The sequence below is a fragment of the Pantoea sp. SGAir0184 genome (assembly GCF_043544755.1).
Genome location: NZ_CP028050.1, coordinates 3,871,542 through 3,888,501 on the forward strand (window position 1 = coordinate 3,871,542; position 16,960 = coordinate 3,888,501).

At 59.3% G+C, this 16,960-nt stretch carries 12 protein-coding genes; 5 read left to right on the forward strand and 7 right to left on the reverse strand.

Features of this window, described 5'->3' with window-relative positions; translation table 11 throughout:
• Window positions 1–160: 160 nt before the first annotated feature.
• Together C1N60_RS18365 and C1N60_RS18370 are read left to right on the forward strand one after the other, a co-directional pair.
• Entirely contained in the window at window positions 161–790 is a 630-nt protein-coding gene (locus tag C1N60_RS18365) for a lysoplasmalogenase (protein ID WP_125309278.1), read from the forward strand.
• A gap of 92 nt (window positions 791–882) precedes the next feature.
• Window positions 883–3,150 carry a zinc/cadmium/mercury/lead-transporting ATPase gene (locus tag C1N60_RS18370; RefSeq protein ID WP_394521171.1) on the forward strand — a complete coding sequence of 756 codons (2,268 nt, stop codon included), beginning with the start codon at window positions 883–885 and terminating at the stop codon, window positions 3,148–3,150.
• 18 nt (window positions 3,151–3,168) lie between these two features.
• Here C1N60_RS18370 and tusA read toward each other — a convergent pair whose 3' ends face one another.
• Entirely contained in the window at window positions 3,169–3,420 is a 252-nt protein-coding gene (gene tusA, locus C1N60_RS18375; RefSeq protein ID WP_021508017.1) for a sulfurtransferase TusA, read from the reverse strand.
• 303 nt (window positions 3,421–3,723) lie between these two features.
• Here tusA and C1N60_RS18380 point away from each other — a divergent pair, with 303 nt between their 5' ends.
• Entirely contained in the window at window positions 3,724–4,389 is a 666-nt protein-coding gene (locus tag C1N60_RS18380) for a 7-cyano-7-deazaguanine/7-aminomethyl-7-deazaguanine transporter (protein ID WP_021508018.1), read from the forward strand.
• Window positions 4,390–4,504: 115 nt separating this feature from the next.
• On the forward strand, window positions 4,505–5,062 hold the full coding sequence (locus tag C1N60_RS18385; RefSeq protein ID WP_150059135.1) for a DcrB family lipoprotein: 558 nt from the start codon (window positions 4,505–4,507) through the stop codon (window positions 5,060–5,062).
• Window positions 5,063–5,146: 84 nt separating this feature from the next.
• On the opposite strand, the gene glgP is transcribed toward C1N60_RS18385, so the two are convergent.
• The 6 genes from glgP to asd all read right to left on the reverse strand — a co-directional run bounded on the left by glgP (window position 5,147) and on the right by asd (window position 16,048).
• On the reverse strand, window positions 5,147–7,594 hold the full coding sequence (gene glgP, locus C1N60_RS18390) for a glycogen phosphorylase (RefSeq protein ID WP_058769996.1): 2,448 nt from the start codon (window positions 7,592–7,594) through the stop codon (window positions 5,147–5,149).
• A gap of 21 nt (window positions 7,595–7,615) precedes the next feature.
• Window positions 7,616–9,049, reverse strand: a complete 1,434-nt coding sequence (gene glgA, locus C1N60_RS18395; RefSeq protein ID WP_325971473.1) for a glycogen synthase GlgA — start codon at window positions 9,047–9,049, stop codon at window positions 7,616–7,618.
• A 62-nt stretch (window positions 9,050–9,111) separates the two neighbouring features.
• Window positions 9,112–10,404: a glucose-1-phosphate adenylyltransferase gene (gene glgC / locus C1N60_RS18400; protein ID WP_058757590.1), complete on the reverse strand. Its 1,293-nt coding sequence runs from the start codon at window positions 10,402–10,404 to the stop codon at window positions 9,112–9,114.
• A 10-nt stretch (window positions 10,405–10,414) separates the two neighbouring features.
• A complete protein-coding gene (glgX, locus tag C1N60_RS18405; protein ID WP_058780908.1) occupies window positions 10,415–12,394 on the reverse strand; it encodes a glycogen debranching protein GlgX in 1,980 nt (659 codons plus the stop codon).
• A complete protein-coding gene (gene glgB / locus C1N60_RS18410; protein ID WP_058757592.1) occupies window positions 12,394–14,580 on the reverse strand; it encodes a 1,4-alpha-glucan branching enzyme in 2,187 nt (728 codons plus the stop codon). The genes glgX and glgB overlap by 1 nt, the downstream gene beginning before the upstream one ends.
• Before the next feature lie 358 nt (window positions 14,581–14,938).
• A complete protein-coding gene (gene asd / locus C1N60_RS18415) occupies window positions 14,939–16,048 on the reverse strand; it encodes an aspartate-semialdehyde dehydrogenase (protein ID WP_031279794.1) in 1,110 nt (369 codons plus the stop codon).
• A 218-nt stretch (window positions 16,049–16,266) separates the two neighbouring features.
• On the opposite strand from asd, the gene C1N60_RS18420 reads away from it, so the two are divergent.
• A complete protein-coding gene (locus tag C1N60_RS18420; RefSeq protein ID WP_031279795.1) occupies window positions 16,267–16,860 on the forward strand; it encodes a YhgN family NAAT transporter in 594 nt (197 codons plus the stop codon).
• Window positions 16,861–16,960: the final 100 nt, after the last annotated feature.

Below are 16,960 nucleotides of genomic sequence, written 5' to 3' on the forward strand. Positions count from 1 at the left end.
TTTCTCTCGCACTTTACGTCGGGGGTTAACAGATAAAAGACGCCAAAGCATACAACCAGAGTTGCCCGATTGTCACATTTGCCGCCAGTAACTTAAACTGAGATCGCGATTTTGGGAAAATTCATCAATGTGGGCGACACGTTCACAAAAGGGAGAAAAAATGCTTTGGTCTTTCCTTGCAGTCCTTTTTTCCGGTTGGCTGTATGTAGATGCCTCCTACCGCGGCCCGCAGTGGCAGCGCTGGCTGTTCAAACCCGTTACGCTGCTGTTGCTGGTTGCCTGGGCGTGGCAGGCTCCCACGCTTAACACCACCGACTACCTGATTCTGGCTGGCCTGGTCGCTACGCTGGTGGGCGATGCGTTAACCCTGCTGCCGCGTCAGCAGATGCTATATGCGCTCGGCGCCTTTTTCCTTTCGCATCTGCTGTACACCATCAGCTTTGCCGCGCACATGACCATGAGCTTCTTCTGGCCGATTCCGCTCACCTTCCTGGTTATTGGTATCATCGTGATCGGCATCATCTGGTCAAAACTGGATACGCTGCGCTGGCCGATCTGTACGCTGATTGGCATGACGCTGGTGATGAACTGGATGGCGGCGGAAAATTACTTCTTCCGTCCGACCGATTACAGTTTCTCGCTGCTGGTGGGTGCCGTGCTGCTGTTGCTGGCTAACATCGTGTGGTTTATCTCGCACTATCGCCGTCGCTTCAGCGCTGACAGCGCCATCGTTGCCGCCTGCTACTTCGCCGGTCACTTCATGATTGTGCGTTCACTGTGGCTGTACTGAAAAAATTGACCTCACCGCTTGACTCTGGAGTCCACTCCAGAGTGTAGCATGCAGACTGCGGGCATCGGCCCGCTTCTGCAACCGGAGGTCACATGCATCAACATGCCCACTCTTGCCGCTGTGGCAAATCACACCGTCAGCCAAAACCGCTATGTGCGGTACGCAGCGTTCAGCCTGCATCCCTGAAGATTTCTGCCGCACAGCCGGTGGCCGCGTCCAGTGATTGCGGCTGCTGCACCAGCGATGACGACAGTCCCGGCGGCGGCGACGCCGACAGCGACAGGCGCGCGTCCGCGCCCTATCAGTTCCGCTGGCAGATTGCCGGCATGGACTGCCCGAGCTGCGCCCGCAAAATCGAAACCGCCGTGCAAAAGCTGCCGCAGGTCGCCAGCGCGCGGGTGATATTCGCCAGTGAAAATCTGCTGGTGGAGGCGCACAGCGATATTCGTCCGGCTATCGAACAGGCCGTTAACCACGCCGGCTTTAGCCTGAAATCCACTGAGAACCCCGCACCGGCGGCGCGCCGCTGGCGCGATAATGCCTCGCTCATACTGCTCACGCTGTTGATGATCGCCAGCTGGCTGCTGAGCCAGCTCACGCCGCTGTGGGGCGATCGCCTGTTTGTGCTTACCACGCTGGTCGGTCTGGTGCCGGTAGCCCGCAGCGCGTGGCAGGCCATACGCAGCGGCTCACCGTTCAGCATTGAAACCCTGATGACCCTCGCCGCCGCGGGCGCGCTGGTGATTGGCACCCACGCCGAAGCTGCCATGGTGTTGCTGCTGTTTCAGCTGGGAGAACGGCTGGAAGCCTATGCCGCCGCGCGGGCGCGCCGTGGCGTCACCGCGCTGATGGCGCTGCGTCCGGACACCGCCACGCGCGTCAATGGCACACAGCGTGAGCAGGTGGCACTGGCGGCGCTCCAGCCCGGTGATGTGATTGAAGTAGCGGCAGGCGGTCGTCTGCCCGCCGATGCCGAGCTGCTGCACGCCAGCGCCAGCTTTGATGAAAGTGCGCTGACCGGCGAATCGCTACCGGTGGCCCATCAGCCGGGCGATGCCGTGATGGCAGGTGCCACCAGCGTGGATCGGCTGGTGACGCTGCGCGTGACCTCACAGCCGGGCCACAGCGCTATCGACCGCATTCTGCAGCTGATAGAAGAAGCTGAAAGTCACCGCGCGCCGGTGGAGCGTTTTATCGATCGCTTCAGCCGCCTCTACACGCCGGCCATCATGCTGCTGGCACTGCTGGTGATGGTGCTGCCGCCGCTGCTCGGATTAGGCGCCTGGCTGCCGTGGATCTACAAAGGGCTGACGCTGCTGCTGATTGGCTGTCCGTGCGCGCTGGTGATCTCCACGCCTGCCGCTATCACTTCCGGCCTGGCGGCGGCGGCTCGCCAGGGCGCGCTGATTAAAGGCGGCGCGGCGCTCGAACGCCTCAGCCGGGTGCAGGCGCTGGCGTTTGATAAAACCGGCACCCTGACCGCCGGTAAACCGCAGGTTACCGACGTGCAGCCGTTTGGCGCGGATGCACAGCAACAGCTGCTCAGCCTCGCGGCCGCTATCGAGCAGGGCTCCGGCCATCCGCTGGCGCGGGCGATAGTGGCGGAAGCGCAGCGCCAGCAGCAGGTGATTCCACCGGCGCAGCATCAGCAAACGCTGGCCGGCAGCGGCATTCGCGCACAAATCGACGGCGTGATGCATCAACTGCTGGCACCGCGTGATGCGGCGGCGCTGAGTGACGCGCAGCAGCAGCAGATTGCGCAGCTGGAGGCACAGGGCAAAACCGTGGTGGTGCTGTTGCGCGAAGCACAGCCGCTCGGGCTGCTGGCGCTGCAGGATTTGCTGCGCGAGGAGGCCCGCAGTGCGCTGGCGGCGCTGCAGGCGCTGGGGATTCGCAGCGTGATGCTGACCGGCGATAATCCGCGCGCCGCCGCCGCGATTGCCGCCGAACTCGGCATCAGCTATCGCGCCGGTCTGTTGCCTGCGGATAAGGTAGCCGCCGTGCGTGAACTGGGCGAACAGCAGCCGCTGGCGATGGTCGGCGATGGCATCAACGATGCGCCAGCCATGAAGGCCGCGACGCTGGGGATTGCCATGGGCAGCGGCACTGATGTGGCGCTGGAAGCGGCCGATGCGGCTCTGACGCAAAATAACCTGGCGATTCTGCCGCGCACCGTGCAGCTGGCACGCCGCACGCGCGCCATTATCCGTCAGAATATTGCGCTGGCGCTGGGGCTGAAGGCGATTTTCCTCGTCACCACGCTGCTCGGTTTTACCGGCCTGTGGCTGGCGGTGCTGGCCGATTCGGGTGCCACCGCGCTGGTCACCGCCAACGCGCTGCGCCTGCTGCGTCAGCGCTGAGGCGGGCGGATGCCGCGATCAGGCATCCGCGCCTTTCTGGATCAGATACTGGTACGGCAGGCTCTCGGTCTGCTGTGCCAGCAGCTGATGCTCCATAAAGCGGCAGAAGCCGGGAATATCACGCGTGGTCGCCGGATCGTCGGCGATGATCAGCAACGTTTCGCCCGCCTGCATGGTACGCACGGTTTTGCGCACCATCATCACCGGCTCCGGGCAGCGCAGCCCAAGCGCATCAAGCGTATGGTCCGCAGCGGAAAAAGGATCGCTCATGATTCTCTGTCTTTATTCAGGGTGGGCGCTCATTCTAACGCGCTACAGCGCGCGCGCAAGGCGAGAACGATTGCGTTAAAATTAACCATTGCATTTGTTGCGCAACACGCTAAGATGCCGTCCGATTTTTTAATGTTACTGCCAATTCCTCAAAATAATTCAGGTTTTAGGAAGGCGGCAAGCCTGCTCACCCCAGGAGCTTACTGAAGTAAGTGACTGGGGTGAGCAGGCGCAGCCAACGCACATAAAACCTGAAGTATGAAGAGGATGGGTTCCCTCACCCCATTTTTAAAAAAGGCCTTTATGATCAACTTCTCTGCTCGTCAGCGCATGCATGCGCTATTCTGGCTGTCGCTGTTTCACCTGCTGGTGATTACCTCCAGTAACTATCTGGTGCAGCTGCCGGTCGCGATTTTCGGCTTCCACACCACCTGGGGTGCGTTTAGCTTCCCGTTTATTTTTCTCGCCACCGATCTCACCGTGCGTATTTTTGGCGCACCGCTGGCACGGCGCATTATCCTTGCGGTGATGATTCCGGCGCTGTTTATCTCCTACATCGTGTCGTGCGTGTTTTATCAGGGCGCGTGGCAGGGCTGGGCCTCGCTGCAGGAGGTCAATCTGTTCGTGGCGCGTATCGCCTGCGCCAGCTTTATGGCCTATGCGCTGGGGCAAATCCTTGATGTGCACGTGTTTAACCGCCTGCGTAAACTGCCGCAGTGGTGGATTGCGCCTGCCTGCGCCATGTTCCTCGGCAATATCAGCGATACGCTGGCCTTCTTCTTTATCGCCTTTTATAAGAGTCCGGACCCGTTCATGGCCAGCCACTGGGTGGAGATCGCACTGGTGGATTACAGCTTCAAAGTGCTGATCTGCATGGTTTTCTTCCTGCCTGCTTACGGTGTTTTGCTCAATGCGGCACTTAAGCGCCTGGCGGAACGTTCGGCTCAGCGCCAGATGAATTTCGGCTAATTGAACGTAGACGAAACGCCACGGCACGCTAAGATTTCCTGACAAAGCGCTGATTGCTTTTAAGCACCGATTCCGTTTTGATAACGGCTGATGGAAACCTTACGAAGGGATAAGAATGCGTAACTTAGTGAAATATGCGGGCATCGGCCTGCTGGTGTTAGGCCTGGCGGCGTGTGATCAGAAGAAAGACGACACGGCGGCAAACAGCAACGGCACCAGCGCCAGTCAGTCAGCACAGACAGTAAACCTGATGGACGGTAAGCTGAGTTTCAGCCTGCCAGCAGGCATGTCAGATAAGAGCGGCAAGCTGGGTTCGGAATCCACCAATATGCACGTGTATGCCGATGAAACCGGCCAGCGCGCAATTATCGTGATTGCGGGCGATCCGACCAGTGAAGCACTGGATGCGCTGGCTCAGCGTCTGGAGCAGCAGCAGCGCAACCGCGATCCGCAGCTGCAGGTGGTGTCGAACAAAGCGGTGACGCTGAAAGACCAGCCGGCACAGCAGCTGGATACGGTGATTTCCGCCAATAACCAGACCTCCTGGTCCTCGGTTATTCTGGCGAAGGTGGACGGTAAACTGCTGACGCTGCAGATCACCCTGCCCGCCGACAATCAGCAGCAGGCGCAGAGCGATGCCGATGCGATTGTGAAGAGTATTACTCTGAAGTAAGTTTGCACCAACGGTAGCGGCGCGATTTATCGCGCGTTGTTAAAAACCGCGCAATAAATTGCGCCGCTACAGAATGTGCCTCGTTTACAACCTCACCGGCGAAATATGCCAGATTTCATCCGCGTACTCCTGAATGGTACGGTCGGCGGAGAAATAACCCATATTGGCGATGTTCAGCGCCGCACGCCGCTGCCACTCTTCCGGCTGACGATAAAGCTTATCCACCTTATCCTGGGTATCCACATAACTGCGGTAATCCGCCAGCAGCTGATAATGATCGCCAAAGTTGACCAGCGCGTCGAACAGGTTACGGTAGCGCCCCGGCTCCTGCGGGCTGAAGACGCCGCTGGCGATTTGCGTCAGCGCCTGGTGCAGTTCCGCATCCTCTTCATAGTATTTGCGCGGGTTATAGCCCTCAGTGCGCAGCTTCTCCACCTGCGGCGTGGTGTTGCCGAAGATAAAGATATTCTCTGCGCCGACGTGCTCGCGCATCTCCACGTTGGCCCCGTCCAGCGTACCGATGGTCAGCGCGCCGTTTAGCGCAAATTTCATGTTACTGGTGCCGGAGGCTTCGGTGCCGGCGGTAGAGATCTGCTCGGAGAGATCCGCCGCCGGAATGATGATCTGCGCCAGGCTGACGCCGTAGTTAGGAATAAACACTACCTTCAGCTTGTTCTTCACCTGCGGATCGTTGTTGATCACGTTGGCAACATCGTTGATCAGGTGAATGATGTGCTTGGCGACGTAATAGGCCGACGCCGCTTTCCCGGCGAAGATATTGACGCGCGGCACCCACTCTGCGGTCGGATCGGCTTTGATGCGGTTGTAACGCGTGATGACGTGCAGCACGTTCAGCAGCTGACGTTTGTATTCGTGAATACGCTTGATCTGCACGTCGAACAGCGCCTGCGGATCCAGCACGATATCCATATTCTTCGCCACCCACTCCGCGAGGCGCTTCTTGTTGGCGAACTTGGCATCGGCGATCTGTTCAATAAACGCCGGATAGTCAATGTGTGGCACCAGCTCACTCAGCTGAGCCAGATCGGTACGCCAGGTGCGGCCAATGGCGTCATCCAGCACCTCAGACAAGGCCGGGTTGGCCAGCGCCAGCCAGCGGCGCGGCGTCACGCCGTTGGTTTTATTGCAGAAGCGCCCCGGGAACAGGCGGGCAAAATCGGCGAACAGCGACTGCACCATCAGATTAGAGTGCAGCTCCGACACGCCGTTGACCTTGTGGCTAACCACCACCGCCAGCCACGCCATGCGGATGCGGCGACCATCGTTTTCGTCGATGATCGAGATGCGCGCCATCAGATCCCAGTCGTCCGGATAGTAGTCCTGAATGGTCTTCAGGAAGTAGTCATTGATTTCGAAAATGATGCTGAGGTGACGCGGCAGGATCTTGCCGATCATGTCCACCGGCCAGGTCTCCAGCGCTTCGCTCATCAGCGTATGGTTAGTGTACGAGAACACCTGGCAGGTGACTTCAAAGGCGTCGTCCCAGGTAAACTTGTGCTCATCAATCAGCAGACGCATCAGCTCGGGAATCGCCAGCACCGGATGGGTATCGTTGAGGTGGATGGCAATTTTGTCGGCCAGGTTGTCCCAGGTTTCATGCATCTGCCAGTGGCGATTGAGGATATCCTGCACCGTGGCGGAGACGAGAAAATACTCCTGGCGCAGACGCAGCTCGCGCCCGGAGTAGGTCGAGTCGTCGGGATAGAGCACGCGCGACACGTTCTCCGAGTGGTTTTTATCTTCCACCGCCGCGAAATAGTCGCCCTGATTGAACTTGCCGAGGTTGATTTCGTTACTGGCCTGCGCACCCCACAGCCGCAGCGTGTTGGTGGCATCGGTGTCGAAGCCAGGGATGATCTGATCGTAGGCCATTGCCACGATCTCTTCGGTCTCAACCCAGCGCACCCGGCTGCCTTCATGCTGCAACCGCCCGCCAAAACGCACTTTGTAGCGGGTGTTAAAGCGCTGGAACTCCCACGGGTTGCCGTACTCCAGCCAGTAATCCGGCGATTCACGCTGCTGGCCGTCAACAATGTTCTGTTTGAACATGCCGTAATCGTAGCGAATGCCGTAGCCGCGCCCGGGCAGGCCCAGCGTGGCCAGCGAGTCGAGGAAGCAGGCCGCCAGCCGGCCAAGACCGCCGTTGCCGAGCCCGGGATCGTTCTCTTCTTCCATCAGCTCGCTGAGGTCGAGTCCCATCTCATCCAGCGCCTGGTTGAGGTCATCATAGATGCCCATCGCCAGCAAGGCATTGCCCAGCGTGCGCCCCATCAGGAACTCCATCGACAGGTAATAAACCTGGCGCACATCCTGCGACAGTTGCGCACGGCTGGAGCGCAGCCAGCGCTCCACCATGCGATCGCGTACCGCCAGCAGCGCGGCGTTCAGCCACTCATGCTTGTTGGCGATCGACGGATCTTTACCAATGGTAAACATCAGCTTATAGGCGATTGAGTGCTTGAGGGCGTCAACCGTCAGCGTGGGTGAGGCATAGGTGAAAGGTGCGTTCATATGCGGTATCCCAATCTCTCATTACAGCAAGCGTTGATAAAGATCGCGGTAGGCTTGTGCTGCCACCTGCCAACTAAAATCCATCCCCATCGCCTGGCGCTGAACATAACGCCAGAGTGAAGGACGGGACCATAAAACAAAAGCACGACGAATCGCACGCAGCAGTGACCAGGCATTGCTGTCTTCGAAGCTAAAGCCGCTCGCTACGCCGTCGGCGAGGTTTTCCAGCGAGCTGTCCTGTACGGTATCCGCCAGTCCACCGGTGCGCCTGACCAGCGGCAGCGTGCCATATTTCAGGCCGTACAACTGCGTCAGACCGCACGGTTCGAAACGGCTGGGCACCATAATGACGTCCGCGCCACCGACAATGCGGTGCGAGAACGCTTCGTGATAACCAATTTGCACGCCGACGCTACCCGGATGCTCAGCGGCTGCGGCGAGGAAGCCCTGCTGCAGTTCCGCATCGCCCTGGCCCAGCAGCACCAGTTGCCCGCCCTGCGCCAGCAGTCCCGGCAGCGCTTCCAGCACCAGATCCAGCCCTTTCTGTTTGGTTAAACGGCTGATAACGCAGAACACCGGCACTTTGTCATCGACCTTCAGCCCCATGGCAATCTGCAGCTGACGTTTATTCTCCGCTTTGCTCTCCAGCGTGTCGCGGTCATAACGGGCGGTGAGCAGCAGGTCGTGCGCCGGATCCCAGATGCCAGGATCGACGCCGTTGAGAATCCCGCTCAGCCGTCCTTCGCGCAGCCGCTGTTCCAGCAGTGATTCCATGCCGTAGCCAAACTCCGGCCGGGTGATCTCCAGCGCGTAGGTCGGGCTGACAGCAGTAATATGATCGGCATAAAACAGGCCGGCCTTTAGATAAGAAATCTGGCCGTAGAATTCCAGCCCGTGCATGTCGAAATAGGCGCGCGGGATCTGGATTTCGTCCAGATGCCGCGCGGAAAACAGCCCCTGATACGCCAGGTTATGCACGGTAAACACCGTTTTCGCCGGACGTCCGCGCGCGGCGATGTAGGCCGGCGCCAGACCGGCGTGCCAGTCGTGCGCGTGCACGATGTCCGGCTGCCAGTAAGTATCCAGCCCGCTGGCCAGCTCGGCCGCCATCCAGCCAAGCAGCGCAAAGCGCAGGTAGTTATCGACATAGGCAAACTGCGACGTATCGTGGTACGGGCTGCCGGGACGATCGTACAGTCCCGGCGCATCAATCAAATATATCCCCACGCCGTTGAAGGGCCCAAACAGCAAGCGGACCGGCCCGGCAAAGGTTTGCAGCTCCGCCACCACTTCGGTATCAGGAATCCCTTTACGCAGATCCGGAAACGCCGGAATCAGCACCCGCGTGTCCATACCTTCGGCAATTTGTGCCTGAGGCAATGCGCCGACGACATCAGCCAGTCCGCCGGTTTTTAGCAGCGGGAAAAGCTCTGAACAGACATGTAAAACCTGCATCCTGAACCCCTATTGTGTTATCGCCCGCGTTCCACGCGGCAATGTTCTTTGCCTTTCGTCACTTACTGACCCGCAGCGGCCAATTTGGCCAGCATGGCGCGCGTCACCAGTACGATGCCCTCTTCTGAACGGTAAAAACGGCGACTATCCTCATCCGGATTTTCGCCAATCACCATGCCTTCCGGAATGACGCAGGCACGGTCTATGACGCAGCGACGCAAACGGCACGATCGCCCGATAACCACATCGGGCAGCAGCACCGCCGAATCAATATTGCAAAACGAGTTAACGCGCACGCGCGGGAACAGCACCGAATTCACCACCACCGAGCCGGAAATAATGCAGCCGCCGGAGACCAGCGAGTTCATGGTCATGCCGTGACTGCCGGATCGATCCTGGACAAATTTGGCCGGCGGCAGCGGCTCCATGTGGGTACGAATCGGCCATTCGTGGTCATACATATCGAGTTCGGGCGTCACCGAGGCCAGATCGAGGTTGGCGCGCCAGTAAGCTTCCAGCGTACCGACGTCGCGCCAGTAAGGTTCCGCGTTTTCGTCGTTCTGTACGCACGACAGCGTGAAGGAGTGCGCGTAGGCTTCGCCGCTGGCGACGATCTTCGGCAGCAGATCTTTACCGAAATCGTGGCTTGAGTCGGCGATCTGCAAATCCTCCTCCAGCAGCTCATAGAGGTAATCGGCGTTGAACACGTAAATGCCCATGCTGGCCAGCGCTTTGCTGTCGTCGCCCGGCATGGACGGCGGCTGCGCCGGTTTCTCAACGAAATCGATTACATTGTTGTCCGCATCGACTGCCATCACGCCAAACGCGGTGGCCTCATGCAGCGGTACGGGCAGACAGGCGATGGTGCACTTGGCGCCACGATCGGCGTGGTCGAGCAGCATGCGCGAGTAATCCATTTTGTAGATGTGATCCCCGGCGAGAATCACGATGTACTGCGCGTTATAGCGGCGAATGATGTCGAGATTCTGCGTGACCGCATCGGCGGTACCGCGATACCAGTGTTCGGTCGAGGCGCGCTGCTGCGCCGGCAGCAGATCGACAAACTCATTCATCTCTTCGTTGAACAATGACCAGCCGCGCTGAATGTGCTGCGTCAGCGTATGTGACTGATATTGGGTGATGACGCCGATGCGCCGAATCCCGGAGTTGATACAGTTGGAGAGCGCAAAGTCGATGATGCGGAACTTGCCGCCGAAGTGCACGGCAGGCTTGGCGCGTTTGGCGGTAAGATCTTTCAGGCGCGTACCGCGCCCGCCAGCAAGGATCAGGGCAACCGTCTGTGTAGGGAGCTGGCGCGCCAGCATCAGGGGGTCGTTTCTATCTAATTTCACCATGTCTGACTCCTTATGATTGCTTTAGGAACACACACACGCCGTGTGCGGGCCCGTGCCAGACAGTTGTCAGGATGGGGTTATCTTCCCCGGCGAAAGGAGGAATGGCTCGCCATTCTCCGTCTGGTAAGGCAAGGTCACTCACCGAATCCGTGGCGTTTATCGTTAGTAACCAGCGACCGGAGAGCAGGATCTGCAGTCTGTGCATCCCCTGTTCCCACTCATCCCTTTCCAGTGGTTTGCCGCTGGCATTCAACCACTGCACGTTACCATCGCCCTCCTGCCACCAGCTGTCCTGCGTCAGCGCGGGAATATGCTGACGCAGCCGGATTAACGCGGCAGTGAAGTCGACCAGTCCAAAATCATCCTGTTGCCAGTTCAGCCAGGTGAGTGGGTTATCCTGACAGTACGCATTATTGTTGCCGTGCTGGCTGTGACCGCGTTCGTCACCGGCCAGCAGCATCGGCGTGCCCTGCGCCAGCAGCAGCGTGGTCAGCAATGCGTGCACGCTGCGCCGCCGCCGCTCGACCACATCGAAGTTGCCCTGCAGCCCTTCAAAACCATGGTTATGGCTGAAATTACTGCTGCTGCCGTCGCGATTATCTTCGCCGTTGGCCTGATTATGCTTCTGGTTATAACTCACCACGTCACGCAGCGTGAAGCCGTCGTGCGCGGTGATCAGATTAATGCTGGCGTGCGGCAGACGCGCCGCGCGCTGAAATACATCGCTGGAGCCGGCAAAGCGGCGGGCAAAATCACCGTTACTCAACTCACCGTGCAGCCAGTAGCGGCGCGCCGTATCGCGAAAGTGGTCGTTCCATTCGGCGAAGCCGGGCGGAAAGTTGCCCACCTGATAGCCGCCGGGCCCGATATCCCAGGGTTCAGCGATCAGCTTCACCTGCGACAGCACCGGACAGGCCTGCATGGCCACAAACAGCGGTGCATCCTGGCGATAATCCGGCGTGCGCCCGAGCACGCTGGCCAGATCGAAACGAAAGCCGTCAACGTGGCAGGTTTGCACCCAGTAACGCAGCGCGCCCAGCGCCCAGTCAAGCACCTGCGGATCGCTGAGGTTCAGCGTATTACCGCAGCCGGTCCAGTTGTGATATTCACCGTTATCGCCCAGCCAGTAATAGCTGGCGTTGTCGACGCCGCGCAGCGACAGTGTCGGGCCAATCTCTTCCAGCTCGGCGCTGTGGTTGAACACCACGTCCAGAATCACTTCAATGCCCGCCGCGTGCAGCGCTTTTACCGCCTGCTGAAACTCCTGCAGCGGCGTCTGGCCCGCTTCACCCGCCGCGTAATGCGGATGCAGCGCCCACAGCGCAAACGGGTTATAGCCCCAGTAGTTGCTCAGGCCGAGCCGTTGCAGGCGCGGTTCGCTGGCAAACGCGGCTATCGGCAGCAACTCCAGCGCGGTGATACCCAGCCGGCGCAGATAGCTCACCATAGCAGGATGCCCCAGCGCCGCATATGTCCCGCGTAGCCTTTCCGGAATTTCCGGATGCTGCTGCGTCAGGCCGCGTACGTGTGCCTCGTAAATCACCGTCTTGCCCCACGGCGTGCGCGGCGCACAATCGTCCTGCCAGTCAAAATCGTCGGCGATCACCAGCGATTTGGGCGCAACGCCAGCGCTGTCGGCATCATCCTGCTGCCACTCTCCACCCAGTAGGCGCGCGTCGTCTGGCACCGCGCCGCATACCGCTTTGGCACAGGGATCGACCAGCAGTTTGGCCGGATTGAAACGATGACCGCGCTCTGGCTGCCACGGCCCATGCACGCGGTAGCCATAGCGCTGGCCCGGCTTTAGCGCCGGAACATAGCCATGCCAGATGTCACCGCTGCGCGCCGGCAGAGGAAAACGCTGCTCACTCCCCTGTTCATCAAACAGGCACAGCTCCACCCGCTCCGCGTGGCGCGAGAACAGCGTAAAGTTGACGCCGCGCCCGTCATAATGGGCACCCGGCGGTACCGGCTGGCCCGGCTGGAGCATCAATCGCCCTCCCGCACCAGCCACAGCGTGGCGAGCGGCGGCAGCGTCAGGCTTAGCGACTGCGCGCGCCCGTGGCTGGCGATGTCATCGGTATGCACGATACCGTGATTACGCAGATCGCTGCCGTGATAATCATGCTGATCGGTGTTCAGCACTTCGCGCCAGCCGCCACGCTGATTCACGCCGAAGCGATAGTTGTGACGCGGCACCGGCGTAAAGTTACTGGCGACAATCAGTTCGTTGCCCTCGCGGTCGCGGCGCACAAACACAAAGACCGAGTTTTCGTGATCGTCGACCACCAGCCACTCGAAGCCGCTGGCATCAAAATCGAGCTGATAGAGCGGCGAAAAGTGGCGATAGCTGTGGTTCAGGTCACGTACCAGTCGCTGCACGCCGTGGTGCCAGTTATCCAGCCCCTCCAGCAGATGCCAGTCGAGGCTGGTGTCGTGGTTCCACTCGCGTCCCTGAGCGAATTCATTGCCCATAAACTGCAGTTTTTTGCCGGGAAAGCCCCACATCCAGCCGTAATAGGCACGCAGGTTGGCGAATTTCTGCCAGGTATCACCCGGCATGCGGTCGAGTATCGACTTTTTGCCGTGGACCACTTCGTCATGCGACAGCGGCAGCACAAAGTTTTCCGTGTAGTTGTACAGCATGCCGAAGGTCATCAGCTGATGATGGTAGCGGCGATGCACCGGATCGAGCTTCATATAGTCGAGGGTGTCGTGCATCCAGCCGAGGTTCCATTTGAACCAGAAGCCCAGGCCGCCATCTTCGGATGGCCGCGTCACGCCCGGATAATCGGTAGACTCTTCCGCCACGCTGATGCTGCCGGGTGCGGCGCGGCCCAGCGTGCGGTTGGTATGGCGCAGGAAGGCGATGGCTTCAAGATTTTCACGGCCGCCAAACTGGTTAGGTACCCACTCACCCTCTTTGCGGCTGTAGTCGCGATAGATCATCGACGCCACCGCATCGACGCGCAGGCCATCAATGCCGAAGCGCTCCATCCAGTACAGCGCATTGCCGGAGAGATAGTTGCTGACCTCGCGCCGGCCAAAGTTGTAGATCAGCGTATTCCAGTCCTGATGGTAGCCTTCGCGCGGATCGCTGTGCTCGTACAGCTCGGTACCGTCGAATTTGGCGAGGCCAAAATCGTCACTGGGGAAGTGGCCCGGCACCCAGTCGAGCAGCACGTTGAGGCCCGCTTCGTGCGCGGCGGCGATGAAATGCCGAAACTCATCGCGCGTGCCGAAGCGGCGCGTAGGCGCGTACATGCCGAGTGGCTGATAGCCCCAGCTGCCGTCGAACGGATGCTCGTTGATCGGTAACAGTTCGATATGGGTAAACCCCATCTCTTTGACATAGGGCACCAGCTGTTCGGCCAGCTCTTTGTAACTCAGCCAGAAATTGTTGTCGGTGTGGCGACGCCACGAACCGAGATGCACCTCGTAAATGGAGATCGGCTGGTCAAAGCCGTTGGCGATTTTGCGCTGTGGCTGCATCTCCAGCTTCGGCGGCAGGCCGCAGATCATCGAGGCGGTCTGCGGGCGCATTTGCGCCTCGAAGGCGAACGGATCGGCTTTGATGCGCATCTGACCGTGCGCATCAATGATCTCGAATTTATACAGCTGACCGTTAACCGCGCCGGGGACAAACAGCTCCCAGATGCCGAGTTCGCGGCGGAAACGCATCGGATGGCGGCGACCATCCCAGAAGTTAAACTCGCCCACCACCGAAACGCGCTGCGCGTTCGGGGCCCAGACGGCGAAGCGCGTGCCGGCGACGCCATCAATGGTGGTGCCGTGCGCGCCGAGCGTTTCATACGGCCGCAGGTGCGTGCCTTCGGCCAGAAGCCAGGCATCCATCTCCGCCAGCAACGGGCCAAAGCGGTAGGCATCGTCGATCAGGTTTTGCTGCCCGTGCCAGTTGACTGCCAGCTGGTAGCGAAACAGGTTTTTACGGCGCGGGATCACGCCGCTGAAGAAGCCGCGCGAATCAAGACATTTAAGCTGGGCGCATTTGCGGCCGGTGTTGGTTTCAATCACCCAGACTTCGGATGCATCCGGTAACAGCGCACGCACTTCGAGACCTTGTGTGGTCTGGTGCATCCCCAGTACTGAGAAGGGGTCGGCATAATTCCCGGCGAAAAGGGCATTGATCGCATGGCGATCGGGAAGCTCTGACATGACTTTCTTCCTATGATTTTTTGCGCAGGCGACCGGAGAGACAGGATTGTCGCTATAGGTGCGCTGCTTTTCATGAGCCATACATACAGCAGCAAGGAAGGACACCCTCCGTGGGAAAGATCCTGGCCGTGTACAACAACTATTCCATTCGCAAAGTAAAAACAGTTAACAACCGGCACATCACTGTTAAATCATAGCTTGGGGTTGGCAGAAGCCAGGGTGGAACGCAAAAAATTGTTATCGGGCGAGCAAAAAGGGGAAGCTGATCACTTGTCGGGCGCAATTTGGGTTAAGTTTTGCACTCCCGTGGAAAGAAAAAAGGCCGGGAAACCCCGGCCTGTCTGGATTCGCGCTGCGCTTAGTCGATCAGCAAACGCAGCATGCGACGCAGCGGTTCGGCAGCGCCCCACAGTAACTGATCGCCGACGGTGAAGGCCGACAGATACTCCGGCCCCATGTTCAGCTTACGCAGACGGCCCACCGGCGTGGTCAGCGTACCGGTCACCGCAGCAGGCGTCAGTTCACGCATGGTGATGTCGCGATCGTTCGGCACCACTTTCACCCACTCGTTGTGCGCGGCCAGCAGCTGTTCGATTTCGTTCAGCGGCACATCTTTCTTCAGCTTCAACGTGAACGCCTGGCTGTGGCAGCGCAGCGCGCCGACGCGCACGCACAGGCCATCGACCGGAATGGTGTGACGGGTCGAGAGAATTTTGTTGGTCTCCGCCTGGCCTTTCCACTCTTCGCGGCTCTGGCCGTTGTCCAGCTGCTTGTCGATCCACGGGATCAGGCTGCCGGCCAGCGGTACGCCGAAGTTGTCGGTCGGCAGCGTGCCGGAACGGGTAAAGTCAGTCACGCTGCGCTCAATGTCGAGAATGGCGGAGGCCGGATTTTGCAGCGAAGTCGCAACGTGGTCGTGCAGCATGCCCATCTGGGTCAGCAGTTCGCGCATATGGCGCGCGCCGCCGCCGGAGGCCGCCTGATACGTCGCGACGGAGGCCCACTCGACCAGATCGTTAGCGAACAGTCCGCCCAGCGACATCAGCATCAGGCTGACGGTGCAGTTACCGCCGACAAAGGTTTTGATGCCACTGTCGAGGCCCTGACGAATCACCTGATGGTTGACCGGATCAAGAATAATGATGGCGTCATCTTTCATGCGCAGCGTGGAGGCCGCATCAATCCAGTAGCCCTGCCAGCCGCTCTCGCGCAGCTTCGGGTAGACTTCACTGGTATAATCGCCGCCCTGGCAGGTAATGATGATATCCAGCGCCTTCAGCGCCTCAATATCAAACGCATCCTGCAGCGCACCGGTCGACTTACCGCCAAACGTCGGCGCAGCCTGACCCAGTTGCGAAGTGGAGAAGAAGACCGGATTGATCACATCGAAATCGCGTTCTTCGCTCATACGTGACATCAGCACAGAGCCGACCATGCCACGCCAACCAACAAAACCTACATTCTTCATTTTCTGTCCGTCTCAGGAACTCGGGCCGGGGCCTGGGTGGTGCGAAAAAAGACCAGCGCCAGCAATGCGCCAGTCTGCGTAATAATCAGGTTTACCTATGACCCACAACTCTACAAAATGCAGCACTTCTGGCAAGTGAATTAATTCGATTGCGCTAACTTTTTCAGCAGTACAACTTATAACGGCTGTGGCCGACCTGAAGGGATGGTTTACCTCTGATGACTGAAATGATATCCGCGACCATATTGTTGCTGTTGATTATGGACCCGCTGGGCAACCTGCCGATTTTCATGTCGGTGCTGAAGCACCTGGAGCCGAAGCGCCGCCGCGTGGTGCTGATGCGCGAGATGCTGATCGCCTTGATTCTGATGCTGCTGTTCCTGTTCGCCGGTGAACGCATCCTGGCGTTTCTTAATCTGCGCACCGAAACGGTATCGATTTCCGGCGGCATCATTCTGTTTCTGATCGCCATTCGCATGATTTTCCCGTCCGGCGAGACCAGCACCAGCGGCCTGCCCGCCGGCGAAGAGCCGTTCCTGGTGCCGCTGGCGATCCCGCTGGTCGCCGGGCCCTCGCTGCTCGCCACCCTGATGCTGCTGTCACACCAGTATCCCAACCAGATGACGCACCTGGTCGGCGCCCTGCTGATTGCCTGGGGCGTCACGGTGGTGATTCTGCTGATGTCCGGCCTGTTCCTGCGCCTGCTGGGGGATAAAGGCGTCAACGCGCTGGAGCGATTAATGGGTTTAATCCTGATTATGCTGGCGACGCAGATGTTCCTGGACGGAATTCGGGTTTACCTGAAGCTATAATGTTTCGCGTTTGCGGTCGCCATGAATGGCGACCCTACAAGATTATTGCGCGTTTTTACAGAGGGCGCATTTATGGGGGAACCCTTGACCGTTGAGCGTT